General features: G+C 73.0%; 25 protein-coding genes. 14 read left to right on the top strand and 11 right to left on the bottom strand.

Annotation, left to right across the window (positions count from 1 at the left end; genetic code table 11):
* Positions 1 to 109: 109 nt before the first annotated feature.
* Positions 110 to 1,093 carry an endonuclease/exonuclease/phosphatase family protein gene (locus ACFIF2_RS08070; protein ID WP_395571954.1) on the top strand — a complete coding sequence of 328 codons (984 nt, stop codon included), beginning with the start codon at positions 110 to 112 and terminating at the stop codon, positions 1,091 to 1,093.
* Between the two features lie 97 nt (positions 1,094 to 1,190).
* Here ACFIF2_RS08070 and ACFIF2_RS08065 read toward each other — a convergent pair whose 3' ends face one another.
* The gene (locus ACFIF2_RS08065; protein WP_395571831.1) at positions 1,191 to 2,510 is read right to left on the bottom strand and encodes an MFS transporter; all 1,320 of its coding nucleotides are present in this window, start codon (positions 2,508 to 2,510) and stop codon (positions 1,191 to 1,193) included.
* Between the two features lie 62 nt (positions 2,511 to 2,572).
* On the opposite strand from ACFIF2_RS08065, the gene ACFIF2_RS08060 reads away from it, so the two are divergent.
* The 4 genes from ACFIF2_RS08060 to ACFIF2_RS08045 all read left to right on the top strand — a co-directional run bounded on the left by ACFIF2_RS08060 (position 2,573) and on the right by ACFIF2_RS08045 (position 5,895).
* A complete protein-coding gene (locus ACFIF2_RS08060) occupies positions 2,573 to 3,556 on the top strand; it encodes a GlxA family transcriptional regulator (RefSeq protein WP_395571830.1) in 984 nt (327 codons plus the stop codon).
* 128 nt (positions 3,557 to 3,684) lie between these two features.
* Positions 3,685 to 4,518 (top strand): aldo/keto reductase, encoded by an 834-nt coding sequence (locus ACFIF2_RS08055; RefSeq protein WP_395571829.1) that lies wholly within the window; start codon positions 3,685 to 3,687, stop codon positions 4,516 to 4,518.
* A 72-nt stretch (positions 4,519 to 4,590) separates the two neighbouring features.
* Positions 4,591 to 5,160 carry a YdeI family protein gene (locus tag ACFIF2_RS08050; RefSeq protein WP_395571828.1) on the top strand — a complete coding sequence of 190 codons (570 nt, stop codon included), beginning with the start codon at positions 4,591 to 4,593 and terminating at the stop codon, positions 5,158 to 5,160.
* A 108-nt stretch (positions 5,161 to 5,268) separates the two neighbouring features.
* Complete coding sequence (locus ACFIF2_RS08045) at positions 5,269 to 5,895, top strand: dihydrofolate reductase family protein (protein WP_395571827.1); 627 nt, start codon at positions 5,269 to 5,271, stop codon at positions 5,893 to 5,895.
* A gap of 19 nt (positions 5,896 to 5,914) precedes the next feature.
* Here ACFIF2_RS08045 and ACFIF2_RS08040 read toward each other — a convergent pair whose 3' ends face one another.
* Entirely contained in the window at positions 5,915 to 6,259 is a 345-nt protein-coding gene (locus ACFIF2_RS08040; protein WP_395571826.1) for a MerR family transcriptional regulator, read from the bottom strand.
* 489 nt (positions 6,260 to 6,748) lie between these two features.
* Here ACFIF2_RS08040 and ACFIF2_RS08035 point away from each other — a divergent pair, with 489 nt between their 5' ends.
* Positions 6,749 to 7,579 (top strand): PaaX family transcriptional regulator C-terminal domain-containing protein, encoded by an 831-nt coding sequence (locus ACFIF2_RS08035; protein WP_395571825.1) that lies wholly within the window; start codon positions 6,749 to 6,751, stop codon positions 7,577 to 7,579.
* On the opposite strand, the gene ACFIF2_RS08030 is transcribed toward ACFIF2_RS08035, so the two are convergent.
* From ACFIF2_RS08030 to ACFIF2_RS08015, 4 genes are read right to left on the bottom strand one after another with little or no spacing between them, the layout of a single operon-like run.
* Complete coding sequence (locus ACFIF2_RS08030; protein ID WP_395571824.1) at positions 7,570 to 8,025, bottom strand: MaoC family dehydratase; 456 nt, start codon at positions 8,023 to 8,025, stop codon at positions 7,570 to 7,572. The two genes, ACFIF2_RS08035 and ACFIF2_RS08030, sit on opposite strands and share 10 nt — an antisense overlap.
* The gene (gene menE, locus ACFIF2_RS08025) at positions 8,022 to 9,557 is read right to left on the bottom strand and encodes an o-succinylbenzoate--CoA ligase (RefSeq protein ID WP_395571823.1); all 1,536 of its coding nucleotides are present in this window, start codon (positions 9,555 to 9,557) and stop codon (positions 8,022 to 8,024) included. The genes ACFIF2_RS08030 and menE overlap by 4 nt, the downstream gene beginning before the upstream one ends.
* A gap of 11 nt (positions 9,558 to 9,568) precedes the next feature.
* Entirely contained in the window at positions 9,569 to 10,444 is an 876-nt protein-coding gene (locus ACFIF2_RS08020; protein WP_395571952.1) for an amidohydrolase family protein, read from the bottom strand.
* Positions 10,445 to 10,455: 11 nt separating this feature from the next.
* Complete coding sequence (locus tag ACFIF2_RS08015; protein ID WP_395571822.1) at positions 10,456 to 11,373, bottom strand: SDR family NAD(P)-dependent oxidoreductase; 918 nt, start codon at positions 11,371 to 11,373, stop codon at positions 10,456 to 10,458.
* Positions 11,374 to 11,579: 206 nt separating this feature from the next.
* Here ACFIF2_RS08015 and ACFIF2_RS08010 point away from each other — a divergent pair, with 206 nt between their 5' ends.
* From ACFIF2_RS08010 to ACFIF2_RS08000, 3 genes are all read left to right on the top strand, one after another.
* Positions 11,580 to 12,005, top strand: a complete 426-nt coding sequence (locus ACFIF2_RS08010) for a MarR family winged helix-turn-helix transcriptional regulator (RefSeq protein ID WP_395571821.1) — start codon at positions 11,580 to 11,582, stop codon at positions 12,003 to 12,005.
* Between the two features lie 77 nt (positions 12,006 to 12,082).
* Entirely contained in the window at positions 12,083 to 13,429 is a 1,347-nt protein-coding gene (locus ACFIF2_RS08005; protein ID WP_395571951.1) for an MFS transporter, read from the top strand.
* 145 nt (positions 13,430 to 13,574) lie between these two features.
* On the top strand, positions 13,575 to 15,032 hold the full coding sequence (locus ACFIF2_RS08000) for an MFS transporter (RefSeq protein ID WP_395571820.1): 1,458 nt from the start codon (positions 13,575 to 13,577) through the stop codon (positions 15,030 to 15,032).
* Positions 15,033 to 15,142: 110 nt separating this feature from the next.
* On the opposite strand, the gene ACFIF2_RS07995 is transcribed toward ACFIF2_RS08000, so the two are convergent.
* Complete coding sequence (locus ACFIF2_RS07995) at positions 15,143 to 15,517, bottom strand: VOC family protein (RefSeq protein ID WP_395571819.1); 375 nt, start codon at positions 15,515 to 15,517, stop codon at positions 15,143 to 15,145.
* 227 nt (positions 15,518 to 15,744) lie between these two features.
* On the opposite strand from ACFIF2_RS07995, the gene ACFIF2_RS07990 reads away from it, so the two are divergent.
* On the top strand, positions 15,745 to 16,935 hold the full coding sequence (locus ACFIF2_RS07990; RefSeq protein ID WP_395571818.1) for an NAD(P)/FAD-dependent oxidoreductase: 1,191 nt from the start codon (positions 15,745 to 15,747) through the stop codon (positions 16,933 to 16,935).
* A 10-nt stretch (positions 16,936 to 16,945) separates the two neighbouring features.
* Positions 16,946 to 17,893, top strand: coding sequence for a sigma-70 family RNA polymerase sigma factor (locus ACFIF2_RS07985; protein ID WP_395571817.1), 948 nt, complete (start codon positions 16,946 to 16,948; stop codon positions 17,891 to 17,893).
* A 26-nt stretch (positions 17,894 to 17,919) separates the two neighbouring features.
* Here the strand turns inward: ACFIF2_RS07985 and ACFIF2_RS07980 are convergent, their stop codons facing one another.
* From ACFIF2_RS07980 to ACFIF2_RS07965, 4 genes are all read right to left on the bottom strand, one after another.
* Entirely contained in the window at positions 17,920 to 18,360 is a 441-nt protein-coding gene (locus tag ACFIF2_RS07980; RefSeq protein ID WP_395571816.1) for a pyridoxamine 5'-phosphate oxidase family protein, read from the bottom strand.
* A 71-nt stretch (positions 18,361 to 18,431) separates the two neighbouring features.
* Positions 18,432 to 19,925, bottom strand: coding sequence for an MFS transporter (locus ACFIF2_RS07975; RefSeq protein ID WP_395571815.1), 1,494 nt, complete (start codon positions 19,923 to 19,925; stop codon positions 18,432 to 18,434).
* A gap of 114 nt (positions 19,926 to 20,039) precedes the next feature.
* The gene (locus ACFIF2_RS07970; RefSeq protein WP_395571814.1) at positions 20,040 to 20,525 is read right to left on the bottom strand and encodes a MarR family winged helix-turn-helix transcriptional regulator; all 486 of its coding nucleotides are present in this window, start codon (positions 20,523 to 20,525) and stop codon (positions 20,040 to 20,042) included.
* A gap of 50 nt (positions 20,526 to 20,575) precedes the next feature.
* Complete coding sequence (locus ACFIF2_RS07965) at positions 20,576 to 20,959, bottom strand: nuclear transport factor 2 family protein (RefSeq protein WP_395571813.1); 384 nt, start codon at positions 20,957 to 20,959, stop codon at positions 20,576 to 20,578.
* A 260-nt stretch (positions 20,960 to 21,219) separates the two neighbouring features.
* On the opposite strand from ACFIF2_RS07965, the gene ACFIF2_RS07960 reads away from it, so the two are divergent.
* The 3 genes from ACFIF2_RS07960 to ACFIF2_RS07950 all read left to right on the top strand — a co-directional run bounded on the left by ACFIF2_RS07960 (position 21,220) and on the right by ACFIF2_RS07950 (position 25,445).
* Entirely contained in the window at positions 21,220 to 22,110 is an 891-nt protein-coding gene (locus ACFIF2_RS07960; protein WP_395571812.1) for an SDR family oxidoreductase, read from the top strand.
* A gap of 308 nt (positions 22,111 to 22,418) precedes the next feature.
* Positions 22,419 to 23,984: an SDR family oxidoreductase gene (locus ACFIF2_RS07955; RefSeq protein WP_395571811.1), complete on the top strand. Its 1,566-nt coding sequence runs from the start codon at positions 22,419 to 22,421 to the stop codon at positions 23,982 to 23,984.
* Between the two features lie 87 nt (positions 23,985 to 24,071).
* Positions 24,072 to 25,445, top strand: a complete 1,374-nt coding sequence (locus tag ACFIF2_RS07950; protein ID WP_395571810.1) for a cryptochrome/photolyase family protein — start codon at positions 24,072 to 24,074, stop codon at positions 25,443 to 25,445.
* Positions 25,446 to 25,467: the final 22 nt, after the last annotated feature.

Here is a 25,467-nt window from a genome sequence, read left to right as displayed (position 1 = left end):
GACCGTCCGGACGATGACGCGGGACGACACGGCGGGCACCGGACAGGGCGGCCCCGGCCGCCGGCGGGACACCGATTCCCGTGCCGCGCGCGGGGCTCTGCGCCGGGCGATGCGCGCCGTCTCCCGCCCCGGCCCCTGGAAGCGCGGCCGGGTGCCGGCGGCGCTGACGGTGCTGCTCGGCCTGCTCCTGCTGCTGCACGCGCGGATCACGGACCGCGGCAGCCTCGGCAGCCTGGTGGAGACCTTCCTGCCGTGGTTCGGCCTGTTCGTCCCCGTCCTGCTGGCCTGGGCCCTGTGGCGCCGTTCCGCCGCCGCGGTGGTCGCGACGCTGCTGCCGGTCGTGGTGTGGCTGAACCTCTTCGGCGGGCTGCTCGTCGACAAGTCCCGCTCCGGCGGCGACCTCGTCGTGGCCCAGCACAACGTCGCGGACGCCAACCCCGACCCCTCCGGCACCGCCCGCGACCTGGCGGCCAGTGGGGCGGACGTGCTGGCGCTGGTGGAACTGACCGAGCGGGCCCGGGGCACGTACGAGAAGGAGCTGGCGAAGACGTACCCGTTCCACGCGGTGCTGGGCACGGTCGGGGTGTGGAGCAGGCTGCCGCTGTCGGACACCCGGCCGGTCGACACCCAGATGGATTACGGCCCGCTGGCAAAGACCAAGCCGGACGACGTCACGCCGGCCGACAACCGGGCGCTGCGCACCACCGTGGCGACGGACCGCGGTCCGCTGGCGGTGTACGTGGCGCACCTGGGGTCGGTACGGCTGATGCCCCGAGGGGGTTTCTGGACGGAGAGCCGGGACCGTAACGCGCGGGCGCTCGGCAAGGCCGTCGCCGCCGAGCGGAACGAGCGGGTGGTCCTGCTCGGGGACCTGAACGGCACGACGGACGACCGCGCGCTCGACCCGGTCACCTCGCGGCTGCGGTCGGCCCAGAGCGAGGCCGGGGACGGCTTCGGCTTCACCTGGCCGGCGGCCTTCCCGGTGGCGCGGATCGACCAGATCCTGGTACGCGGAGTGACGCCGGAAAGCTCCTGGGTCCTGCCGGCCACCGGCAGCGACCACCTGCCGGTGGCGGCCGGCATCAGCTGGTGAACGCCGCGCGGCCGTCGCCTCCCGCCCCTGCCGGTCCGGCGCCGGCGGTCTTCCCCGGCGTTCGCGGGGATCCGCGGGCCGAGCCGTGCCCTCGCCGTCATCCCCGCGCGGCCGGGGAGGCGTACCTCTCGCGCCCCGCCCCGGTCGGGCCGGCGGGACGCGGGCGGACGGCCAGGGACAGCAGTGCCGCGGTGGCGCACGCGGCGCCCAGGGCGAGCCACACCGGGTCGTAACCGCCGAACGCGTCACGGGCGACGCCTCCGAGGAAGGAGGCCGACGCGGCGCCGATCTGGTGCGCCGCGTTGGTCCAGCCGAAAACGATGGCGCTGTCGTCTCCGTAGAAGGTCCGGCACAGGGCGATGACCGGCGGCACGGTGGCCAGGTCGAGCAGACCGAAGACGACCACGAAGACCAGCATGGGCGCGCTGACGGTGGCGGTCATGATCAGCGGCAGGCCGACCATCAGCAGCCCCCTCAGCAGGAAGGTGACGGCGAGGATCCGGCGGGCGTCCACGCGGTCGGTGAGCCAGCCGGAGGCGATCGTGCCGGCCACGTTGAAGACGCCGATGAGCGCCAGCAGGGTCGAGGCCGTGGTGACCGGCATGCCGTGGTCGTGCGCGGCCGGGGCGAAGTGGGTCCACATGATGCCGTTGGTGGACGCGCCGCAGATGGCGAACGCGCCGGCGAGCAGCCAGAAGGGGCGGGTGCCCGCCGCCTGGCGCAACACGGTCACCGTGCGGCGGGCGGCGCCGGGTACGGGGTCGGGACGCGGGACGAACGTGTCGCTGCCGTAGGGGCGTTGGCCCAGGTCGGCCGGGTGGTCGCGCAGGACGAGCCGGGCCAGTGGGGCGACCGCCAGCGCGGCGAGGGCGAGGCTGATGAGCGCGGGCCGCCAGTCGTGGCGGGCGACGGTCCACGACAGGGCGGGCAGGAAGACCATCTGGCCGAGGACGCTGCCGGAGGCGAGGATGCCGGTCACCAGGCCGCGGCGGGTGGTGAACCAGCGGTGGGTGACGGTGGTGGCGAGGGTCATCGAGAGCGCGCCGGTGCCCAGGCCGACGAGGAGCCCCCAGAAGAGCGTGAACTGCCAGGCGGCGTCCATCACGCCGGTGAGCACCGCACCGGCGGACACGGTGCCGAGTGCGGCGACGACGACGCGGCGGATGCCGAACCGGTCCATCAGGGCGGCCGCCAAGGGCGCGGTGACGCCGTACAGGATCATGTTGACCGAGGCCGCCAGGCCGATCGAGCCCCGCGACCACTGGAACTCCTGCCGCAGGGGGTCCTGGAGGATGCCCGGCATGGTCGAGAAGGCGCCGGCGACGACGACCGCCACCCCGGTGACGGCTGCCACCCACCAGGCGCGGCGGCCGGAATCCTTCGTGTGACGGGTGATCGCGTTGTCCATGCCCCGCATCCTTCGACGGGGCGGGCGGGCGAACCACTGGCCGTCCGGACACGTAGTGAAAGAATCCGGTCATGGCCGTGAGCGACGAGGGTGTGCACAACGTGGTGGTCCTGGTACGCGCGGGTCTGCTGCCCATGGAACTGGGGATCGTGCACCGGCTGTTCGGGACCGCCGCGGACGAGGACGGGCAGCCGTTGTACACGGTGGTGACCTGTGCCGTGGAACCGGGCGAGGTGCCCACGGACGCCGACTTCACCGTCAATGTGCCGCTCGGGCCGCAGGCGTTGCGTGCGGCGGACACGGTGGTGGTGCCCGCCGCGGTCGAGGACTACGGCCCCCAGCGGCGGGGGTGGCTCAGCCCGCAGGTACGGGCGGCCCTCGCCCACGTCCCGGAATCAGCACGTCTGGCGTCCATCTGCACGGGGTCGTTCGTGCTCGCGGCGGCCGGGCTGCTGGCGGGCCGGCGGGCCACGACGCACTGGAAGTCCTGCCCGGAGCTGGCCGCCCTCTACCCGGAGATCGAGGTGGACCCGGACGTGCTGTACACCGACGACCGGGGCGTCCTGACGTCGGCGGGCGTCGCCGCCGGGATCGATCTGTGCCTGCACATGATCCGGAGCGACCACGGAGCCGACATCGCCAACACCGTCGCACGCGGGACGGTGGTGCCTCCGCACCGCGAGGGCGGCCAGGCCCAGTACATCGAGCGACCCGTGCCGCAGGCCGACGGCAGTTCGACCGCCGCCGCGCGCGCCTGGGCGCTGGAGCACCTCGGCGAGCCCCTGACCCTGGATGATCTGGCGTGCCGGGCGTCGACGAGCGTGCGCACGCTGACCCGCCGGTTCCGTCAGGAGACCGGACTGCCTCCGATGCGGTGGCTCGGCCAGCAGCGCCTCCAGTACGCCCGCAGGCTGCTGGAACGCACGGACCAGCCCGTGGACCGCATCGCGGCGGAGGCCGGCTTCGGGACGGGCACCGCGCTGCGCCAGCACTTCCGCGAGACGCTGGGCGTGTCACCGCGCGCCTACCGCGACACGTTCCGCGGAGCGAGGTGAGGACACGCACGCGGTGTCGCCGCTCCGACGGGACGGATGGGACGGGATGGACAGGACGGACGGGACTCAGCTTCGCGGTCACCGGCGCTGCTAGCGTGGCCCTTCCATCGAGGGGGCGGAGAGAGCGGATGGCATCGACCGCGTTCGACATAGGCGGAGACCTCGGAGTCCGGCGGCTCGGTTTCGGGGCCATGCGCCTGCCGACCGAGCCCGGCGCGGACCGCGAGCACTCCCTCGCGGTCGTCCGGCGGGCTGTCGAACTGGGCGTCACGCTGGTCGACACCGCCCACCTGTACGGAGGCGGCGCCAACGAGGAACTCCTCGCGGAAGCCCTGTATCCCTATCCGGAGGGGCTGCTGGTCACCACCAAGGTCGGTGTCGCGCGAACGGGGCCCGACGGCGCGTGGCGGCTGGACGGGCGGCCCGCGATCCTGCGCGATCAGGTGGACCAGGCCCTGCGCCGGCTGCGCGTCGAGCGGATCGAGCTGCTGCAGCTGCACCGCGTCGACCCCGAGACGCCGATGGCCGACCAGCTCGGCACCCTGGCGGAGCTCCAGGCCGAGGGCAAGGTCGGCCGGCTGGGGCTGTCCGAGGTCACGGTCGGCGAACTCGAACAGGCGCGAGAGATCATCGACGTGGTCAGCGTGCAGAACCGCTACAACCTGCTCGACCGCGAGCACGAGCCCGTCCTCGCGGCCTGCGAAGCGGCGGGCATCGCGTTTCTGCCGTGGCGACCGGTCGCGGCGGGAACGGCGGGCGAGAGGACCGAGATCGCCGCTGTGGCGGCGGAGTGCGGTGCGACGCCCACCCAGGTCGCACTGGCCTGGCTCCTCGGCCGCTCGCCGGTCGTCCTGCCGATCCCCGGCACGGCCCGGATCGACCACCTCGAGGAGAACCTGGCCGCGCAGGACGTCGAGCTGACGCAGGTCCACCGCGAGCGGCTCGACCGGCTGACCGGCTGACCGGGCCGGTACAGGCGTCCGCCGCTCCGGTCGGCCGACCCGCCCGGCTCCCGCCGGGCTAGCCTGGCCCGCATGGAGGACTTCAACGGGGTGGACGTCGTCGCGTTCCCGGATGCGGCGGCCTTCGAGGACTGGCTGGCCGAGCACCACACCCGGCGCGAGGGTGTCTGGGTCAAGGTGGCCAAGAAGGCGTCGGGGATCGCGTCGGTCACGGACGACGAGCTGGTCGACGTGGGGCTGTGCTGGGGCTGGATCTCCGGGCAGCGCCGGGGCCTGGACGACCGGTACTACCTGCAGAAGTACGGGCCGCGACGACCGAGGAGCCTGTGGTCGCGGGTGAACGTCGAGAAGGTCGCGGCGTTGGCGGCGGCGGGCCGGATGCGGGAGCCCGGCCTGGCCGAGGTCCGGCGGGCCCAGGAGGACGGCCGCTGGGACCGCGCGTACGCGTCGCAGGCGACAGCCGGCGTCCCGGACGACCTCGCCGCGGCGCTGGCCGCGGATCCGGCGGCGCGGGCGGCGTTCGACGCGCTGGACCGTACCGCCCGCTATCTCGTGATGCTGCCGCTGCTCCAGGCCGCGACGGCAAAGGCCCGGCGGACGCGGCTGGAGCGGGCGGTACGGGAGCTGGCGAAGGGGCGGTGACGGGCCGTGCGATGAGTTCGTGGGCCCGCGACGGTCTGCCCCTGTGACGAACGGATCAGGTGGCTCACCGAGAAGGTGTCGGGAGGCCACCGGCAGGAGGAGGGCACAGTGGCGACACCTTCCGGCAGGGTCACCTGCACTCTCTCGATCTCCGTCGACGGGTACTCGGCCGGGCTCGGCCAGAGCGAGCAGCGCCCGTTCGGCGACGACGCCGGCGACGGCTGGGGCGACAGGCTGCACGGCTGGATGTTCGAAACCCCGGAGCAGCGGCAGGCCGAACTCGACCGGCTGACGCCGGTCGGCGCCTTCATCATGGGCCGCAACATGTTCGGCCCCGTGCGCGGCGCGTGGGACCGGCAGTGGAACGGCTGGTGGGGTGACGATCCGCCGTACCACGCGCCGGTCTTCGTGCTCACCCACCATCCGCGCGCACCGCAGCCGATGGACGGTGGCACCACGTTCCACTTCGTCACCGACGGCATCGAAGCCGCGCTCCGGCGGGCTCGCAAGGCGGCCGGGGGGCGCGAGGTGGCGGTCCAAGGGGGCGCGACCACCGTCAACCAGTACCTCGCCGCGGGCCTGATCGACGAGCTGCGACTCCACATCGTGCCGTTCACGCTCGGCGCCGGCACACGGTTGTTCGACGGCGTACCGCCCTTGGATCTCGAGCAGGTGGAGTCGCGGGCGACGCACTCGGTCACCCACGTGACGTACCGCGTGCGCCGGGACGCGTGAGGGACGGGCGGGTGACGTGTCAGGCGTCGGCCGTGTCCGTCACGTCGGCGGGGCGTCGCCGCAGTTCCTCGTTGATGCGCTGGGCTTCCTGGAGCTGGTCCTCGAGAATGATGATGCGGCAGGCGGACTCGATGGCGGTGCCCTGGTCCACGAGTTCGCGGGCGCGGGCGGCGATGCGCAGTTGGTAGCGGGAGTAGCGGCGGTGGCCGCCCTCGGAGCGCAGGGGCGTGATGAGGCGGTGTTCGCCGAGGGCACGGAGGAAAGCGGGGGTGGTGCCGAGCATCTCGGCGGCCCGGCCCATGGTGTAGGCGGGGTAGTCGTCGTCTTCCAGGGGGGTGACGGAGTGGGTACTGCGAGGGGGCATAGACCTCTTCTTTCGTATGACGCGTCGGGGGGCCCGGGTGCCGTGCGGCACCCGGGCCCCGAGCTTTCAACACCATCTACCGGCGTGGTGCCGGACTTGTTGTCCGCAGGTTCCGCCCGGGAGGGCGGGGCTGCGGGGATCGCGGATGCGTGACCGGGGACCACCTTCCAATCCGGGGCCTGCGGTACCCGGGCGGATGACGTCCTCGCCCGGGCGATCCTGATGGCGTTCTGCTCCACCTCTCGTCGACTTCGTGGCTACGGGAAAACCGTAGCCCGTCGCGCGGGTCAATGTCTACTGTGTCCGCTACAGATTTCCTTCTGACGGCGCAGGGGGAGTTCTCCTGCCGGAGGGCCACGCCCGGCCGAGGGCGCGGCGCGGTCCCGGGCCGCGTCGTTCCTCGTGCCGACGGCACGGAACCGCCGGGGACCGAGAGCCGCCGGGGACCGAGTCGGCCTGGCGTGTCCCGGCCGGAGGTACCGTGACCGCGTGACGCGTGACGACTCGCCCAGGCCGCAGTCCCTGATGCTGACGTTCCTGGGCGACCAGGTGCTGGGCCGGGACGTCTGCGTGTACTCCGGCAGTGTGATCGACGTCTTCGCGCGGGCCGGGATCGGCGAGCAGGCGACCCGCTCGACCCTGACCCGCATGGTCGGCCGCGGCCTGTTGCGCCGCCAGCGTGAGGGCCGCCGGATGTACTTCGGTCTGACCGCCCGTTCGGAGGCCGTGCTGCGCGACGGCGAACGGCGCGTCTGGCACACCGGCGCCGTCAACCGGCGGTGGGACGGCACCTGGACGCTGCTCGGCTTCTCGCTGCCGGAGTCCTGGCAGCGGCAGCGGCACGACCTGCGCTCGCGGCTGGCCTGGGCCGGATTCGGGCCGCTGTTCAACGGGCTGTGGATCGCGCCCGGCGAGGTCGACGTGGCGGCGCTGGTGGCGGAGCTGGACCTGTCCGCCCACGTCAAGGTGTTCCGCGCGCACGCGGACGCGGGCATGGACATCGGCGCGATGATCGAGGAGACCTGGGAGCTGTCCGGGCTCGCCGCCTCGTACGAGGCGTTCGTGCGGCACTGGGGGCCCTGCGCGGAGCGGACACCGGACGGCGACGAGGCGCTCGTGTCGCGGCTGCGGATGCAGACCGAGTGGCTCGGGCTGATCCGCCGCGACCCCCGGCTGCCGGTGGAGCACCTGCCGGACGACTGGCCGGCCGAGCGGGCGGAGAAGACGTTCCGGACGGTGCACGAGCGACTGACCCCGCCTGCCCGGGACGCCGCTCGCCGCCTGCTCGACCTGGTGCCGGTGCGCGCGCCTCAGGCGTAGAACCGCGACAGGCTCCGCAGTGCCGCCGCCGGCTTGTCGGCGCCCTCGATCTCGATGGTCCCCTCGACGGCGATCTGCACGCCGCCGGGCACGTCCGTGACCTCGGCGAGCCGGCCGGTGAGCCGGACGCGCGCGCCCACCTTGACCGGTGCGGGGAAACGCACCTTGTCGAGGCCGTAGTTGACCTTCGTCGTCACGCCCTGGACGTCGAGCAGTTCCGTGAAGAGCGGGATGAAGAGGGAGAGGGTCAGGTAGCCGTGGGCGATGGGGGCGCCGAACGGGCCGGCGGCGGCTCGCTCCGGGTCGACGTGGATCCACTGGTGGTCGCCGGTGGCGTCGGCGAACGTGTCGACGCGCTCCTGCGTGATCTCGATCCAGTCGCTGGTGCCCAGGTCGCCGCCGGCCAGCTTCTTCAGCTCGTCGAGACCGTTGACGGTGATGCTCATATGTCTTCCCCAACCGTTGTGCGTGTGCGTCGTGGGCTCCCGAAGCGCTCGCGCACCCGGGACTTGAGGAGCTTTCCGGAGGCGGTGCGGGGCAGTTCGTCCGCGACCACGACCGACTTGGGAATCTTGTACTTGGCGAGGCGGCCGGTCAGCGACGCGAGCACCTCGCCGGGGTCGAGGACGGCGCCCTCGCGGGGGACGACGACCGCGCGCGGTACCTCGCCCCACGTGGCGTCGGGCACGCCGATGACCGCGCACTCGGTGATGTCCGGGTGGGCGAGGAGCAGGTCCTCGATCTCGGCGGGATAGACGTTCTCCCCGCCTGAGATGATCATGTCCTTGATGCGGTCGACGACGAACACGTAGCCGTCCTCGTCGACGCGGGCGGCGTCCCCGCTGCGGAACCAGCCGTCGGCGAAGGCGGCGTCCGTCTCCTCGGGGAGCCCCCAGTAGCCGGTCATGACGTGCGGGCCGCGCACCACCACCTCGCCCGTCTCGCCGGGGCCGGCCGGGGTGAGGTCCGGCCGGACGACCCGTACGTCGCTGAAGAAGTGCGGTACGCCCGCCGATCCGGCCTTGGCGACGGCGTGCTCGGCGTCGAGGAACAGCGTGCCGGGGGCCGCCTCGGTCATGCCGTAGCCCTGGAGGAAGGTGAGGCCGCGTTCCTGGTAGGCGGTGATGAGCGGGGTGGGGACCGGGGACCCGCCGCAGGTCAGTATCCGCAGGGAGGACAGGTCGGCGTCCTTCCAGCGGGGCTGCCTGGCCACCTGCTCGAACATCGTCGGCACCCCGAACATGAAGGTGATCCGGTGCCGTTCGACCAGGTCGAGGGTGGCTGCCGGGTCGAAGGACTCCACCAGGACGCAGGTGCCGCCCTTCAGCAGCACCGGCAGGGTGAGCATGTTCAGTCCGGCCGTGTGGAAGAGCGGAGCGCAGACGAGGGCGCGTTCGCCGGCGGTCAGGTCGTGGTCGACGAGGACGTTGACGGCGTTCCAGGTGAGGTTGCCGTGGGAGAGCATGGCGCCCTTGGGACGACCCGTGGTGCCGGAGGTGTACATGATGACGCAGGTGTCGTCGGCGGCGACCGCCTCGTCGATCGGCTCGGTCCCGGCCGCCGCGAGCGCCTCCTCGTACTCGGGGCCGGTCTCGATACGGGCCCGTACGTCGGCGCTGCCCGGCGGTCCGGCGACGATCCCGGCGGCGGACGGGGCGTGGACGAGTGCCCTGGCACCGGAGTCGGCGAGCTGGTAGGCGATCTCGGGGGCGGCGAGGCGGGTGTTGAGCGGGACGAAGACCGCGCCGAGCGCGCCGGCGGCGAAGAGGGTCTCCAGGTAGGAGGGGTGGTTGGGGCCGAGGTAGGCGACCCGGTCGCCGCGCCGGACGCCCCGGGCGCGCAGGGCGTGGGCGAGGCGGGTGGTGCGCTCGTGCAGCGCCGCGTAGGTGACCGTCGTGTCGTGGTGGACCAGGGCGGTGCGGTGCGGGGTCTTGCGGGCCCGGCGTGCGGGCCACGACCCCAGTCCCTCGTTGCGCATGTCGCGCCCCTTCACGGTGTGGTCAGCCCGAGCAGGCGGGCGGCGTTCTCCTTGAGGATCTTCGGCTTGACCTCGTCCTTGATCGTCAGCTTGTCGAAGTCGGCGAGCCAGCGGTCGGGGGTGAGGACGGGGAAGTCGGAGCCGAACAGGACCTTGTCCTTGAGCAGCGTGTTGGCGTACTGCACGAGCTGCGGCGGGAAGTACTTGGGCGACCAGCCGGACAGGTCGATGTGCACGCCCGGTTTGTGCGTGGCGACCGCGAGGGCCTCGTCCTGCCAGGGGAAGGACGGGTGCGCCAGGATGATCTTCAGGTGCGGGAAGTCGGCGGCGACGTCGTCCACGTGCAGGGGGTTGGAGTACTTCAGGCGGATCCCGCCCCCGCCGGGCACGCCGGCGCCGATGCCGGTCTGGCCGGTGTGGAACAGGGCGATGGTGCCGGTCTCCTCGATGACCTCGTACAACTGGTACGCCACCGAGCGGTCGTTGGGGAAGAAGCCCTGGATGCTGGGATGGAACTTGAAGCCCTTCACCCCGTACTCCTCCACCAGGCGGCGGGCCTGCCGCACGCCCGCCTTGCCGCGGAAGGGGTCGACGGAGGCGAAGGGGATGAGGACGTCGGCGTTGGCGGCGGCGGCCTCGGCCACCTCCTCGTTGGGGACCGGCGCGGTACCGGTGGCGGACTCGGCGTCCACCGTGAAGATCACGGCGGCCATCCTCCGCTCGCGGTAGTAGGCAGCCGTCTCCTCCAGCGTGGGCTTGCGCTTGCCCTCGACCTTGAAGTAGGCGGAGGACGCCTCGTGCAGGTCGTCGTCCAGGGAGGCGTGGCCCTTGGAGGAGACCTCCGCGTGGGTGTGGACGTCGATCGCGACGAGTTCCTCGACGTTCATGGCCCGGGTCATCACGCCTCCGGAACCTTCGGCGCGGGGATGCCGACCGTCTGGAGTTCGGCGCCGACCGAGGTGGGCCAGGCGGCGGCGAGGGCGTCGGGGGTCCAGCCGCCGTCGGCGTACGCCGACCTGATCTCCCGCGGGTGGGACCACAGGCTCACCTTGTCGCCGCCGATGCCGATGCACTGGCCGGTGATCCCCCGGGCCGCCCCGGACGCGAGGAAGGGGACCAGGGCGGCGCAGTCCTCGGGGGTGCCGAAACCCTCGCCCTTGCGCAGGAAGCCGGGCAGTGGCGCGCCGTCGCGCATCGCCTCGACGTACGGCGCGAAGGCGGGGATCGTCTCGGTCATCGCCGTGGCGGCGACCGGCACGATCGCGTTGACGGTGATACCGGCCCGGCCCAGCTCCATCGACCAGGTGCGGGCCATGGCGGCGATGCCGGCCTTGGCGGCGGCGTAGTTGGTCTGGCCGAAGTTGCCGCGCTGGCCGGCCGGGGACCCGACCAGGACCAGGGTGCCGCCCTCACCCTGCTCGCGCATGCGGACGGCGGCGGCGCGGGCGCAGGTGAAGGTGCCCCTGAGGTGGGTGCCGAGCACCGCGTCGAAGTCGTCGTCGGTCATCTTCCACAGCACCTTGTCGCGCAGGATGCCCGCGTTGGTGACCAGGACGTCGAGCCGGCCGAACTCGTGGACGGCGCGGGCGACCAGGCGGTCGGCGGCCTCGGCCGTACCGACCGGGACGACCTCGGCGACGGCGGTCCCGCCGGCCTCGCGGACGGACTTCACGGCCGCCTCGGCCACGGTCTCGTCGACGTCGTTGACGACCACCGAGGCTCCGTGGGCGGCCAGGGCGTGGGCGTAGGCGAGGCCGAGGCCCCGGCCGGCGCCGGTGACGACGGCGGCTTTGCCGGTGAGATCGATGCGGGGCACGTGCGGATCCCTTCACGGGGTGACTGGGTCGAACTAGAAGTTAAGAGCAATAATTGTTGTCGTCAATAGTTGTTGCCAACCCGCCGAGTGCGAGAGACTCGGGGCAGCACCGACGCACAGCCCCGCCAGGGGCCTCGACCAGGGAGCCCGCCATCACTCGCCAGCACGCCACGAACCCCCAGCCGATCGACGCGGACGAGCCGTGGATGCGCGCCCTGCACGCGGACACCGGCTATCTGCTCTACCGCCTGGGTCTGCGCTCGGGGCAGTTGTTCAACGCCTCGCTCCAGGAGTCGGGGCTGCGCCTGCGCCACTACGCGGTACTGCGCCTGCTCGCCACCACCGACGGCGCGTTGCAGCGTGAGCTGAGCGCGCGGCTCGGCTACGACCCGAGCGCCATCGTGGGCCTGGTCGACGACCTGGAGAGGCTCGGCTTCGCCGAACGCCGGCCGTCCCCCGACGACCGGCGCAGCCGGATCGTCGTCCTCACCGACAAGGGGCGCGCCTTCCTCCAGGACACCGACGAGGCGGGGACGCAGGTGACGCACGACCTCCTCGGCCCGCTCGACCCGGCCGAACGGGAGACCCTGCACGCGCTGCTGCTGCGCATCGCCGGGGACGGGCTGAAGTGATGTTGTGCAGATGATTGACGGCTGAAGAATTCGTGCCTAGCTTCCCGGGCATCGGCACCGTCCCCAGGGAGCTCACCGTGCAGCCGTCCCCCTCCCCTGCCCGCCAACCGTCCCCGGACCACCGCCAGTTGCGTCGCGTGGCCCTGTCCGGCCTGCTCGGCACCACCGTCGAGTTCTACGACTTCCTCGTCTACGGCACCGTCGCCGCGCTGGTCTTCGGCGATCTGTTCTTCCCCGGTGCCGACCCCGCGGTCGGCACCATCGCCGCCTTCGGCACCTTCGCCGCGGGTTATGTCGCCCGGCCGCTGGGCGGCATCGTCTTCGGCCACTTCGGCGACCGGATCGGCCGCAAGTCGATGATGCTGCTGACGATGGCCCTGATGGGCGGCGGCAGCTTCCTCATCGGGCTGCTGCCGACCTACGACGCCATCGGTGTGTGGGCGCCCGTCCTGCTGGTCGCCCTGCGCGTGGTGCAGGGGCTCGCGATCGGCGGCGAGTGGGGCGGCGCGACCCTGATGGTCGTCGAGCACGCCGAGCGCACCCAGGGCGACCGTCGCGGCCTGTGGTCCAGCGCCACCCAGCTCGGCGCCCCGCTCGGCTCCGTGCTCTCCGCCGGGGTGGTCGCCCTCGTCTCCGCCCTGCCCGACGACGACTTCCGCTCCTGGGGCTGGCGGGTGCCGTTCCTGCTGAGTGTCGTCCTGCTGGCCGTCGGCCTGTTCGTGCGGCTGAAGGTGGCGGAGAGCCCGCTGTTCGCACAAGGGCGGCGGGAGAAGGCGGCCCGGCCGCCGGTCGTGGAGGTGCTGCGCCGGCCGAGGACCGTGCTGCTGGCCGCCTGCGTCGGCATCGGCGCGTTCACCGCGCAGTCACTGCTGACCGGCTTCATGATCTCGTACGCCGTCGACCGGGGCTACAGCCGCCCGCAGGTCCTCACCGCGGTCACCGTCGCCTCCTGCGTGGCCCTGGCCGTCCTGCCCGCCGCCTCCGCGCTGTCCGACCGGGTCGGCCGGCGCCCCGTCGTCCTCGCCGGCGCCCTCGCCTGCGCGGCCCTCGCGTTCCCGGTGCTCGCCCTGGTGGACTCCGGCTCGCCCGGCCTGCTGATCCTCGCCCTCGTGCTCGGCCACGGCCTCGCCCAGTCCACGATGTACGGGCCGCTCGGTGCCCTGCTCACCGAGCTGTTCGGCACCGAGGTCCGCTACACGGGCGCCTCCCTCGGCTACCAGGCGGCGACCCTGATCGGCGCCGGGTTCTCGCCGCTGATCGCGAGCAGCCTCGTCGCCTCCTCCGGCGGTGACAGCACGCCGGTCTCCCTGCTGCTGTGCGCCGGCGCCGCGATCACCGCCCTCACGGTGTGGCGGATGCGCGAGACCCGCACGGCCCGCCTCGACACGCCCACGCCTCGACGGCATCTCATATCCCGAGATTGATCTACCGATGCATGAGATGGGTGACATGGTTGTAGTGCCCATACGGTTCGTACGGTCCCCTCTCCCGGGGCCGCACGCCGCCGTGCGGGCCGCCGACGCGGTGCGTCGGTGACCGTCCCCCGTGTACGTGTGAAAGACGCTCCAGATGCCTACGCCAGACACCAGCCCGCCCCAGGTTCCCGTCAATCCGCGCTCGCGCGTCCTCATCGCCAGCCTCATCGGCACGACGGTCGAGTTCTACGACTTCTACATCTACGCGACCGCCGCCGTACTGGTCTTCCCCCAGCTGTTCTTCCCGGACAGCGACCCGACCACCGCCCTGCTGTCGTCGTTCGCCGTGTTCGGCGCCGCGATGGTCGCCCGTCCGATCGGCGCCGTGTTCTTCGGGCACCTCGGCGACCGCCTCGGCCGCAAGAGCACGCTGGTGATCTCCCTGCTCACCATGGGTATCGCCACGTTCCTCATCGGCGTCCTGCCCACCTACGCCCAGGCCGGGTGGGTCGCCACCACGCTCCTGGTGGTGATGCGGCTCGCGCAGGGCTTCGCGCTCGGCGGGGAGTGGAGCGGCGCGGCGCTGGTGGCGACCGAGAACGCCCCGGCCGGCAAACGCGCCCTGTACGGGACCTTCCCGCAGCTGGGCGCACCGCTCGGGTTCATCATCGGCAACGGCCTGTTTCTGCTCATCGCCGTCCTGCTCCCGTCGGCGAGCGCGGACCCCTCGCAGCCCTCCGACGCCTTCCTCAGCTGGGGCTGGCGCGTGCCGTTCCTGTTCTCGGCCGTGATGGTCGCGGTCGGCATGTGGGTGCGGATGCGGCTGGTGGAGTCCGCGGTGTTCTCCCGGACCCGTGAGGCCGGCACGGTGCACAAGCTCCCGCTGGCCACCGTCTTCCGCGACCACTGGCGGCAGCTGGTCCTGGGCACCTTCGCCATGCTGGCGACGTACGTGCTCTTCTATCTGATGACCACGTTCTCCCTGAGCTACGGGCGTACGGCCGAGGACGCCGCCGTGCCGGGGCTGGGGTACGGCTACACCACCTTCGTGCTCATGATGATCTTCGGGGTGCTGTTCTTCGCCGCGTTCACCCTGGTCTCCGGGCCGCTCGCCGACAAGTACGGCCGGCGCACGACCCTGATCTGGGTCACCGCCTCGATCGTGGTCTTCGGGCTGCTCTGGGTGCCCCTGCTCGACCTCGGCACGCTCGGTGTGGTGCTGTGGCTGGTGCTCGGGTTCACGCTGATGGGCATGACCTTCGGACCGATGGGCGCGCTCCTGCCCGAGCTGTTCCCGACGAGCGTGCGCTACACCGGTTCCGGGGTCTCGTACAACGTCAGCTCGATCCTCGGTGCGGCCGTCGCCCCGTTCATCGCGGTGGCGCTGTGGGAGGCCGGTGACGGGTCGCCGTGGCTGGTGGGGGTCTACCTCTCCGCGATGGCGGTGCTGACCCTGGTGGCGCTGGTGCTCGGCAAGGAGACGAAGGACCTCTCCCTCGACGACCACTCCCTGGACGACGCGTCCCAGGGCGACGTCTCCCAGGGCGACGGCGCAGTCGGCACCGCCGGCGGGGAGCAGGCCCCGAAGGCCGCCACGTCCTCGGCCTCCTGAGTCCGGCGGTCCCGCTCGAGTCTCAGCGGTCCAGCTCAGGGCCCGGCTCCCCGCGTACGGGTGAGCCGGGCCCCGGCATGTCCGCCCCGGTGCCGCCCCTCAGGCCGCGCTCAGTGGAGGCAGAGGCAGAAGGGGTGGCCGGCCGGGTCCGCGTAGACGCGCCAGTTGGCCTCCGGGTGGAGCTGGTCCGTCCGTTCCAGCACGGTCGCGCCGAGGGCGAGCGCCCGCTTCTCCTCGCCCTCCAGGTCGTCCACGTCGAAGTCCAGGTGGAGCTGCTGCGGGCGCTCCTGTCCGGGCCATTCGGGTGCCAGGTAGCCGTCCACCCGCTGGCAGGCCAGGGGGACCCCCTCGAACCCGTGCACCTCGACCCAGTCGGCGTCGTCCGGGTCCTTGACCACCCGCCCGCCGAGCAGCTCCGCGTAGAACTCCGCGAGCCGTACGGGGTCGGCGCAGTCCAGCGCGACCGCTTGCAGCTTTCGAATCACTTCCGGCTCTCCTCGCTCGTCGGCCGCTTCCGCGACGTCCGTACGGCAGGGGTCGTACCCGCCTCCGCGGTGGCCATGCCAGACCCCGGACAGGACCCGGGTGTCCGCCCGCCCTCCCCGGCCCGCCCCGCCACCGAGAACAGTGACCCAGATCACACGTGACCCCTGTCAGCAATCGGGGCGCCGTCCCGTTCAAGGGGCACGCGAACGAGACAGGGAGCACTGCCATGAAGCACCGCATCGTCGTACTGGGTGCCGGATACGCCGGGGCCTTCGCCGCCGGGAACCTGGCGCGCCGGCTCTCCCCCGCCGACACCGAGATCACCGTCGTCAACGCCGCCCCCGACTTCGTCGAACGCATGCGGCTCCACCAGTTCGCCGCCGGCCAGGACATCGCCTTCCGCGGACTCGCCGACGTCTTCGCCGGCACCGGGGTGCGCCTGCGCCTGGCGCGGGTCACCGGCATCGACCCCGGGCGCAGGACCGTCGCCGTGACCGGCGAGGACGGCGACGGCCTGATCGCGTACGACACGCTGCTCTACACGCTCGGCAGCTCCGTGGCCCACCAGGACGTCCCCGGCGCGGCCGAGCACACCTTCGACGTGACCGGCCGGTCCTCGGCGCTGCGTCTGCGCGAGCGCCTGGCCGCCCTGGACGAGGGCGGCAGCGTACTGGTCGTCGGCGAGGGGCTCACCGGCATCGAGACCGCCACCGAGCTGGCCGAGTCCCGGCCCGGTCTGTCGGTCGCGCTCGCCGCCCGCGGGGAGCCGGGCGCCTGGCTCTCCCCGAAGGCCCGCCGTCACCTGCGCCGGGCCTTCGACCGGCTCGGCGTCACCGTCCACGAGCACACCCGCGTCGAGGCCGTCGAGCCGGCCCGGGCGATCGCCGCCGGCAGAAGATCCCTCCCGGCCGACGTGACCGTGTGGGCGGCCGGGTTCGCCGTGCATCCCCTCGCGGCCGCCGGCGGCCTGGAGGTCGCCGGGGACGGCCGGATCGTCGTCGACCGCACCATGCGCTCGCTCTCGCACCCGGACGTCTACGCCGCCGGTGACTGCGCCTACGCGATCGGGGAGAACGGCCGGCCGCTGCCCATGTCGTGCGCCTCGGCCGGCCTCACCAACATGCAGGCGACCGCCGCGATCATCGCGCGCCTGACGGGCCGCGAGGTACCGGTCACCGGGCTGAGGTACTTCGGCAACCACATCAGCCTCGGGCGGCGGGACGCGATCTTCCAGATGGTGGACGAGGAGGCCCGGGCCAGGTCCTGGTACCTGGGCGGCCGGAGTGCCGCGCGACTCAAGTCGGGCGTGCTCAAGGGGGCCGGCTGGGGCATCGACCACCCGACCTTCGGCATGCCCAAGCGCAGGCGCCGCCTGGCCGGCTCGCAGGTCCTGCCCGGGGTGCGGGTCGCCGCATAGGGTGTTCCGCATGGACAGCGTGGCCCTCGACCGGTTCGAGGCCAGCCGGGGCCGGCTGGCCTCCCTGGCGTACCGTCTGCTCGGCTCGGCCGCCGACGCCGAGGACGCCGTGCAGGACACGTTCCTGCGCTGGCAGGCCGCGGACCGCGCCCACGTCGAGGTACCGGAGGCATGGCTGACCAAGGTCGTCACCAACCTCTGCCTGGACCGGCTCCGCTCGGCGCGGGCGCGCCACGAGCGGGTGGCCGGCGCCTGGCTGCCCGAGCCGCTCCTCGAAGGCGACCCGATGCTGGACCCCGCCGACACCTTCGAGCAGCGCGAGTCCGTGTCCCTGGCCGTCCTGGCCCTCATGGAACGGCTCTCGCCGGTCGAGCGGGCCGTGTACGTCCTGCGTGAGGCCTTCTCCTACAGTCACGCCGAGATCGCCCGGATCCTCGACATCAGCGAGTCCGCGAGCCAGCAGCACGTCCACCGGGCCCGGACCCGGGTCAGGGCCGAGCGCCGCCGCGGCGACGAGGGCGCCGCGAGGGACCCCGCGTCCGCCCGCCGGGTCGTCGAGGAGTTCCTCGCCGCCGCCACGTCGGGGCGGACCGAACGGCTGGTCGCGCTGCTCACCGACGACGTGACGGCGGTCTCGGACGGTGCGGGACTGAGCAGGCGGCTGTTGCGGTACCGGACGCCCGAACGGGTCGCTTCCTTCGTGCGGGCCGGCTTCCGGCCCACGCCGGCGAAGCGGCGGCTGGCCGGCGGCTCCCCCGCGATGCACATCGCGCCGGTCAACGGCTCTCCGGCGGTCCTGGCCGTGGTCGGCGACCGGGTCGTGGGTGCCGTGGTGTTCGAAGTCGGCGACGGCAAGGTCACGTCGCTGTGCGGCATCGCCGCCGCGGACCGGCTCGGACGTCTCAACCAGGCCTGGCGGCGGTACGAGCCCGACGCCCCGGTCATCGAGGCGTGGTGACCGCGCGCCGCCGCCGGGCGCACGGCTCAGTCCTGGGCGGGGACGTCCAGGGCGGTGCCGTACAGGCGGGAGACCCGGACCAGGATCGTCACGCGCCGGTCGGGCAGCGGCTGTTCGCCGGCGGGCGCCCCGTCGGCCGGGTCCACTATCTCGGCCTCGCCCTCGGCCACGGCGAACGACCAGACGTCCGGGCCGCTGACGTGCAGTGAGGCGTGCGGGTCGCGTCTGAGCTGGCGGACCTTGAGACGGTCGGCGGTGGAGGAGACACGCAGGACGCGCTCCTCGGCGTTCCAGTCGTACAGGACGGTCGACAGGTGCGGGTGACCGGTGCTCCTGACGCTCGCGAGTACGCCGAAACCCTGCCGTCCCAGCAGTCGTGACAGTTCCTCGTCGGTGAGGACACGAGGGGCCGGGCCGTCGTTCTCGGCGGTGGCGGGGGTGGTCGCAGGGGTGGCGTTCTGGCTCATGGGGATCGGCCTTTCGGTGGTCGCGGAGCGGGAGGGTGGTCGCGGAGCGCAAGGGCGGGGGCGGGGGCGGGTCAGACGGTGGTGCCGAGGGCGGGAGCCGTCGTGTCGGCGTCCGGCTGCCGGGCGGCCGGCGTCTCGGGGCGGCGCGGCATCGCGAGGGCGACGGCGAAGGCGAGGACCAGGAGCCCCGCCCCCACGGCGAAGGCGAGCCGGTAGCCGCCGGTCAGCGCCTCGGCCGCCGACCGGCCGCCCTCCGCCGCGAGGGTCTCGGTGCGGGAGGCGGCCAGGGTGGACAGGACCGCCACTCCCAGGGCCATGCCGATCTGCTGGGTGGTGTTGAACAGGCCGGACGCGAGACCGGCGTCCTTGCCGTCCGCACCGGACATGCCGAGCGCGGTCAGCGCCGGGAGCGCGAGGCCGAAGCCCGCGGCGAGCAGCATCACGGGGAGGAGGTCGACGGCGTAGTCGGCCCGGACGGGAAGGCGGGTGAGGAGACCGAGGACGCCGACCAGCAGCACGATGCCCGCCAGCAGGACGTTGCGCTCACCGAAGCGGGTGTTGAGCCGGGCGGAGACTCCCAGGGAGACGGCACCGATGACGGCCGCCGCCGGGAGCATCGCGAGGCCGGTCTCCGCGGCGCCGTATCCGAGCACCTTCTGGAGGTAGAGGGCGACGAGGATCTGGAAGGAGAAGAGCGCGGCGACCATCAGGACCTGGACCAGGTTCGCGGCGGACACGCTGCGCGAGCGGAGGATCCGCAGCGGCATCAGCGGGTTCGTCGCGGTGGCCTGACGCACGAGGAACGCGGTGATCAGTACGGCGGCGAGGGCGCCGAGGCCGAGGGTGCGGCCCGAGTCCCAGCCGTACTCCTCGACCTTGACGACGGAGTAGATGCCGAGCATCAGGCCCGCGGTCACCAGGACCGCGCCGAGGACGTCGGCGCCCGCCCCGAGGCCGATTCCGCGGTCACGGGGCAGGACACGTACGGCGATCGCGAGGGTGGCGACGCCGATCGGCAGGTTGATGAAGAAGATCCAGTGCCAGGTGAGCGCGTCGGTGAGTACGCCGCCGAGCACCTGGCCGATGGACGCGCCCGCCGCGCCGGTGAAGCTGAAGACGGCGATGGCTCTGGCCCGCTCCCCCGGCTCGGTGAACAGCGTCACGAGGATGCCCAGGCCGACGGCGGAGGCCATCGCGCTGCCGACGCCCTGGAGGAAGCGGGCGGCGATCAGCAGGGCGGGCGAGGTGGCCAGGGCGGCCAGCAGCGAGGCGGCGGTGAAGACGGCGGTGCCCGCCAGGAACATGCGCCTGCGGCCGATCAGGTCGCCGAGCCGGCCGGCCAGGAGGAGCAGGCTGCCGAACGCGATGAGGTACGCGTTGACGACCCAGCTGAGGCCGGCGGGGGTGAACCCGAGGTCGTTCTGGATGGCCGGCATCGCCACGGTCACGATGGAGCCGTCGAGGATGATCATCAGCATCCCGGTGGCGACGACCCCGAGGGCGAGGCGGCGTGTACGCGGGGTCGGAGGAGCGAGCGACGGCGCGGGGTCGGATACGGCAAGCATGCGGTCTCTCCTGTCAGTTGGGCGACAGGAGAGACCGTAGCAGATGGTTTTGTTGCAGACTATTTTTTTCGGACTTACTTTGGCCGCCCCGGGAAACCGGGACCGCGCACGCGGCTACCTGGACTGGCGCGCCCGGCGGGCGGTGCGCGGAGCCTCGACGGGAGTCGCCAGGCCGTCGTCCACCAGGTGACGGAGGGCCCGCAGGAGCACCTCACGGTCCGCGTCGGCCAGCGTGGACAGGGCCTCGCGGTGCACGCGGTCGACGATCTCCTGGCTCCGTCCGGCGACGCGGGCACCCTCGTCGGTGACGGCGATGATCCGAGCGCGCCGGTCCGTGCTGGAGGGACGGCGCTCGGCCAGGCCCGCCTTCTCCAGGGCGTCCACGGTCACCACCATGGTCGTCTTGTCCATGTCACCGATCTCGGCGAGCTGGACCTGCGTGCGCTCCTCCTCCAGGGCGTGGACGAGCACACAGTGCATCCGGGCGGTCAGGCCGATCTCGGCGAGCGCGGCGGACATCCTGCTCCGCAGGACGTGACTGGTGTGGTCGAGGAGGTACGACAGGTCCGGTTCGGTGCGCGCGGGAGTCATGGCGGTCATGCCCGCCAGCGTAGAGCACTTCGATCCGAGGTGGATTATCCGGAAGAGACCTACCAGTGCCTGGCCACCGACCGCAGTGCGGTCCACGTGGCACCGACCCGCGCGTAGTCCATGGTCAGCTGAAGACGCTGGTCGGACTGCGAGCCGTCCACGGTCGCGTCCGCGACCATGCGTCCGACGAGGCGCGCGGTGTCGCCGTCCACCCGCACGGTCACCGTCTTCTCGTCGATGCCGTGGTACACGAGGTGCCCGGCGCGCATCTGTGCCAGCCACTCGTCCTTCGGCTGCTCGTGGCCCGTGGTGTGGGTGAGGGTGAAAGCGTCGTCCAGCAGGGTGTCGAGAGCGGCGGTGTCGCCCTCGGCCAGCGCCCGCAGGTGCTCCCGGTAGGCGTCGACCACCTCCATGCGCACGCTCGGACGGGGTGAGGTGTTCATGTGAGCTCCTGATCGCTGTGTGCGTCGCATGCCGTCCGCGCGGGTCCGCCCGTTTCCGCCTGCTCCTCAACGGATCATGGCAAGTGCTTCCGCCCGCGGGCGTCCGCCGCGCCGCCGGGCCGGCGGATGCCTGTTCGGTGGGCGTGGGGCACTGGCTCGCGTCGCGTGTGCGAACGCCCGGCTCTCCCCCGGGGTGCCGTCGCCGTCGCCGGTGCTTACCGTGAGCGGGACGGACGCCGCCGCCGGAGAGGAGCCGTCGCATGCCGGTCGCCGGGAGCCCGCTGCGTGGAAGGACCGCCGTCGTCACCGGAGCGGCACGCGGCCTCGGCGCGGCGATGGCACGGGAACTGTCCGCGCGCGGGGCGAGAGTGGCGCTCATCGGACGTGAGGAACGGACGCTGCGGCGGGTCATGGACTCGCTGCCGGGCGTCGGCGCGTGCTGGGAGGTCGACGTCACGGACGACCGGGGCCTGGCCTCGGCCGCGGCGGACATCCGGGCCCGCCTCGGCCCCCCTTCCGTCGTCGTCGCCAACGCCGGTGTGGCCGAGGGCGGCCCGTTCGCCGAGTCCGATCCGGCGGTGTGGCGCCGCGTGGTCGAGGTGAACCTCATCGGCAGCGCCGCCACCGCCCGGACGTTCATCCGGGATCTGTTCGACACCTCCGGCTACTTCCTCCAGGTGGCGTCGCTCGCCTCGATCGGCGCGGCACCGATGATGAGCGCGTACTGCGCTTCGAAGGCGGGGGTCGAGTCGTTCGCGCACGCGCTGCGGGCGGAGGTCGCCCACCGGCGCGTGGGCGTCGGTATCGCCTATATCAACTGGACCGACACGGACATGGTCCGCGACGCGGACGACCACGCGGTACTGCGGGAGCTGCGTGGTCACATGCCGCCGCCGGCCCGCAAGGTCTACCCCGTCGAGTACGTGGCCGGCCGCCTGGTCACCGCGGTCGAACGGCGCCGTCCGGCCGTCTACGTGCCCCACTGGCTGCGGTCGGCCCAGCTGGTGCGTGCCGCGATGCCCGCGGTGGTGACGATGCTGTCGCGACGCGAACTGCCGCGTCTCGCCGCCGCCGAACCGTTCGAGGCCACGGGACTCCTCGGCGCCGGCGGCCGCGCCGACCACGCGGCCTCCCGATCCCGGCGCCGCTGAGCGAACGCGGTCCGGCCGGGCGCACGTGTCCGTCCGCCCGTCAGCCGAGGAGGGCGGTGGGCGCGTTCGCGGGCCGGGGTGCATCCGCGGGCCCGGTGGCCGGTGAAGTGGTCGCGTGGGCATGGCCGCGAGATCCGTCCCGTTCCCCTCGCCACGGCGTGCGTGAGCCGCTCCTGCCGAAGCCGGACCCCGCGATGGCGGGCTCAGCGACATGGCGGGCGCGGCAGGCGCGGCGGGCGCGGTCACACCGCCGCACCCATGATCGGACACCAGAGGGACGTCGTACCGGACCCGTGAGAGGAACACTCGTGACGGACAAGGACGGACAGCGGACCGGCGAGCGGCTGCGCTGCCTCGTCACCGGGGCCTCCGGATACATCGGCGGACGACTGGTGCCGGAACTGCTGGGGGCCGGCCACCGGGTCCGGTGCCTGGCCCGCTCCCCCGGCAAGCTGCGCGACCACCCCTGGGCGCGGGACGCCGAGACCGTCCGCGGTGACGTCACGGACGCCGCCTCCGTCGCCGAGGCCATGCGCGGGATCGATGTCGCCTACTACCTGGTGCACGCCCTCGGCACCGGCTCCGGTTTCGAGGACACGGACCGCCTGGCCGCCCAGGTCTTCGCCGAGCAGGCGCACGTCGCCGGGGTACGGCGGATCGTCTACCTCGGCGGGCTCACCCCCGCGGGCGTACCCGAGCGCTCCCTCTCCCCCCACCTGCGTTCCCGGGCCGAGGTCGGGCGGGTCTTCCTGGACTCCCCGGTGCCGGCCGCGGTGCTCCGGGCGGCGGTCGTCATCGGCTCGGGGTCGGCCTCGTTCGAGATGCTGCGCTACCTCACCGAGCGCCTGCCCGTGATGGTGACCCCCAGCTGGGTGCACACCCGCACGCAGCCGATCGGAGTCCGCGACGTGCTCCGCTACCTCGTCGGTTCGGCCACCCTGCCGCCCGACGTCGACCGGGCCTTCGACATCGGAGGGCCGGACGTCCTCACCTACCAGGAGATGATGCGTCGCTACGCCGCCGTCGCCGGACTGCGCCGACGGCTCATCGTGCCGGTGCCGGTCCTCACCCCGCGGCTCTCGAGCCACTGGGTGGGCCTGGTCACCCCGGTGCCCGCGTCCATCGCCCGCCCCCTGACCGAGTCGCTGCGGCACGAGGTCGTCTGCCACGAACACGACATCGCCCGCCACGTGCCCGACCCTCCGGGCCGTCCGCTGCCGTTCGACGAGGCGCTGGCGCTGGCGCTGCGCAAGGTCCGGGACGCCCAGGTGGTCACCCGCTGGTCGTCCGCGGCCGTACCCGGCGCCCCCAGCGACCCGTTGCCCACCGACCCCGACTGGGCCGGCGGCAGTCTCTACCGGGACGAACGTCACCTGCCGGTCGACGCGTCGCGCGCGGCGCTGTGGAGGGTCATCGAGGGCATCGGCGGCGACAACGGCTGGTACTCGTTCCCGCTCGCCTGGGCGGTCCGGGGCCGGCTCGACCGGTTCGTCGGCGGGGTGGGCCTGCGCCGCGGCCGACGCGACGCCGAGCGCCTGCGGGTCGGTGACTCACTGGACTTCTGGCGGGTCGAGGAGATCGAACCGGGCCGCCTGCTGCGGCTGCGCGCCGAGATGCGGCTGCCCGGACTGGCCTGGCTGGAGATGTACGCCGAGACGGACACCGACGGCCGCACGCGCTACCGCCAGCGTGCCCTGTTCCATCCTCGCGGGCTGCTGGGCCACGCCTACTGGTGGAGCGTGTCGCCGTTCCACGCCGTCGTCTTCGGCGGCATGGCCCGCAACATCGCGCGGACCGCCGCCAAGGGCATGAGCCCACGCGGACACGCGGCGCGCACCGGGCGCGCACGCCCCCGAAAACGCCTTGGCTCCTGACCGGTCAGTACGCTCTCGCGCCCCCTCACCACATGCCCGCCGACCACCGGCCACCGACCACCCAGCCACCTCACCAGGAGCGACGACATGACCCCCGCGGTCGTCCTGTTCACCTCCGACCTGCGCCTGCACGACCATCCGCCGCTGCGCGCCGCGCTCGCGGCGGCCGAGGAGGTGGTGCCCGTCTTCGTGCTCGATCCTGGCGTGCACGCCGTGCGCTTCGACGCCCCGAACCGCGCCGCGTTCCTCGCCGACTGCCTGGCGGACCTCGACTCCTCCCTGCGCCGGCGCGGCGGCCGGCTGGTCGTGCGCAGCGGCCCGGTCGCCCGGGAGGTCGGCGCGGTCGTCGGCGAGTGCGGTGCCACGCAGGTGCACATGGCCGAAGCGGTGACGGGTTACGGCCACCGGAGGGAGGAGCGGCTGCGCGGCCTCCTCGGGCCTCTGGGCGTCACCCTGCACGTGCACGACACCGTGACCACCGCCGTCGCGCCCGGCCGGGTGACGCCCTCCGGCTCCGACCACTACGCGGTCTTCACCCCCTACTTCCGCCGCTGGTCCGCCGAGCGGTTGCGCGAGGTGTGCCCGGCGCCGCGCACCGTGCGCGTTCCGGACGGGGTGCGCGGCGAGCCGCTTCCGACCCGCGACGCCCTGCGTGGTCTCTCCCCGGGCCTCCCGGCGGGAGGTGAGAAGGCCGGCCGGGAGTGGTTCTCCCGTTGGGCACGGTCGGGGCTGGCCGGGTACGGGGAACGGCACGACGACCTGGCCGGCGACGCGACGTCACGGCTGTCGCCGTACCTGCACTTCGGCGCCCTGTCCGCGTCCGAGCTCGTACAGCGGGCCCGCGCGCACGGTGGTCCCGGTGCGGAGGCGTTCGTACGGCAGTTGTGCTGGCGTGACTTCCACCACCAGGTGCTGGCGGCGCGCCCCGAGGCGTCGGTGCGGGACTACCGCACCCGGCACGACCGCTGGCGGGGTGAGAAGGACGCGGCCGAGGACATCGCCGCCTGGCGGGAGGGCCGTACGGGCTATCCGGTGGTCGACGCGGCCATGCGCCAGTTGCGCCACGAGGGCTGGATGCACAACCGGGCGCGTCTGCTGACGGCGAGCTTCCTGACCAAGACGCTGTACGTGGACTGGCGGATCGGCGCCCGGCACTTTCTCGACCTCCTTGTCGACGGCGACATCGTCAACAACCAGCTCAACTGGCAGTGGGTCGCCGGCACGGGCACGGACACCCGACCGCATCGCGTCCTGAACCCGACCGTCCAGGGCAAGCGCTTCGACCCGCGGGGAACCTACGTGCGCCGCTGGGTACCCGAACTGCGCGACGTTGAGGACCGGTTCGTGCACGAACCCTGGCGGCTCCCGCCGGTCCGGCGTGCCCGCCTCGACTACCCCGAACCGCTGATCGGCCTCTCCGACGGGCTGGCGCGCTTCAGACACGCCCGTGGCCGCGACTGAGCGGGGACGCGCCGCGCGGCAG

This window comes from Streptomyces sp. BK79 (assembly GCF_044142145.1).
Taxonomy (GTDB): Bacteria; Actinomycetota; Actinomycetes; order Streptomycetales; family Streptomycetaceae; genus Streptomyces.
This window is presented reverse-complemented; position numbering and strand designations above follow the sequence as displayed.

Coding starts and splice junctions, on each gene's coding strand:
- ACFIF2_RS08070 (WP_395571954.1), top strand. CDS start 110: ATGCGCGCCGTCTCCCGCCCCGGCCCCTGGAAGCGCGGCCGGGTGCCG.
- ACFIF2_RS08060 (WP_395571830.1), top strand. CDS start 2,573: ATGGCCGTGAGCGACGAGGGTGTGCACAACGTGGTGGTCCTGGTACGC.
- ACFIF2_RS08010 (WP_395571821.1), top strand. CDS start 11,580: ATGCGCGCCCTGCACGCGGACACCGGCTATCTGCTCTACCGCCTGGGT.
- ACFIF2_RS07980 (WP_395571816.1), bottom strand. CDS start 18,360: ATGAGCCAGAACGCCACCCCTGCGACCACCCCCGCCACCGCCGAGAAC.
- ACFIF2_RS07950 (WP_395571810.1), top strand. CDS start 24,072: ATGACCCCCGCGGTCGTCCTGTTCACCTCCGACCTGCGCCTGCACGAC.
- ACFIF2_RS08000 (WP_395571820.1), top strand. CDS start 13,575: ATGCCTACGCCAGACACCAGCCCGCCCCAGGTTCCCGTCAATCCGCGC.
- ACFIF2_RS07990 (WP_395571818.1), top strand. CDS start 15,745: ATGAAGCACCGCATCGTCGTACTGGGTGCCGGATACGCCGGGGCCTTC.
- ACFIF2_RS08030 (WP_395571824.1), bottom strand. CDS start 8,025: ATGAGCATCACCGTCAACGGTCTCGACGAGCTGAAGAAGCTGGCCGGC.
- ACFIF2_RS07960 (WP_395571812.1), top strand. CDS start 21,220: ATGCCGGTCGCCGGGAGCCCGCTGCGTGGAAGGACCGCCGTCGTCACC.
- ACFIF2_RS07965 (WP_395571813.1), bottom strand. CDS start 20,959: ATGAACACCTCACCCCGTCCGAGCGTGCGCATGGAGGTGGTCGACGCC.
- ACFIF2_RS07970 (WP_395571814.1), bottom strand. CDS start 20,525: ATGACCGCCATGACTCCCGCGCGCACCGAACCGGACCTGTCGTACCTC.
- ACFIF2_RS08065 (WP_395571831.1), bottom strand. CDS start 2,510: ATGCGGGGCATGGACAACGCGATCACCCGTCACACGAAGGATTCCGGC.
- ACFIF2_RS08050 (WP_395571828.1), top strand. CDS start 4,591: ATGGAGGACTTCAACGGGGTGGACGTCGTCGCGTTCCCGGATGCGGCG.
- menE (WP_395571823.1), bottom strand. CDS start 9,557: ATGCGCAACGAGGGACTGGGGTCGTGGCCCGCACGCCGGGCCCGCAAG.
- ACFIF2_RS08055 (WP_395571829.1), top strand. CDS start 3,685: ATGGCATCGACCGCGTTCGACATAGGCGGAGACCTCGGAGTCCGGCGG.
- ACFIF2_RS08020 (WP_395571952.1), bottom strand. CDS start 10,444: ATGAACGTCGAGGAACTCGTCGCGATCGACGTCCACACCCACGCGGAG.
- ACFIF2_RS07975 (WP_395571815.1), bottom strand. CDS start 19,925: ATGCTTGCCGTATCCGACCCCGCGCCGTCGCTCGCTCCTCCGACCCCG.
- ACFIF2_RS08040 (WP_395571826.1), bottom strand. CDS start 6,259: ATGCCCCCTCGCAGTACCCACTCCGTCACCCCCCTGGAAGACGACGAC.
- ACFIF2_RS07985 (WP_395571817.1), top strand. CDS start 16,946: ATGGACAGCGTGGCCCTCGACCGGTTCGAGGCCAGCCGGGGCCGGCTG.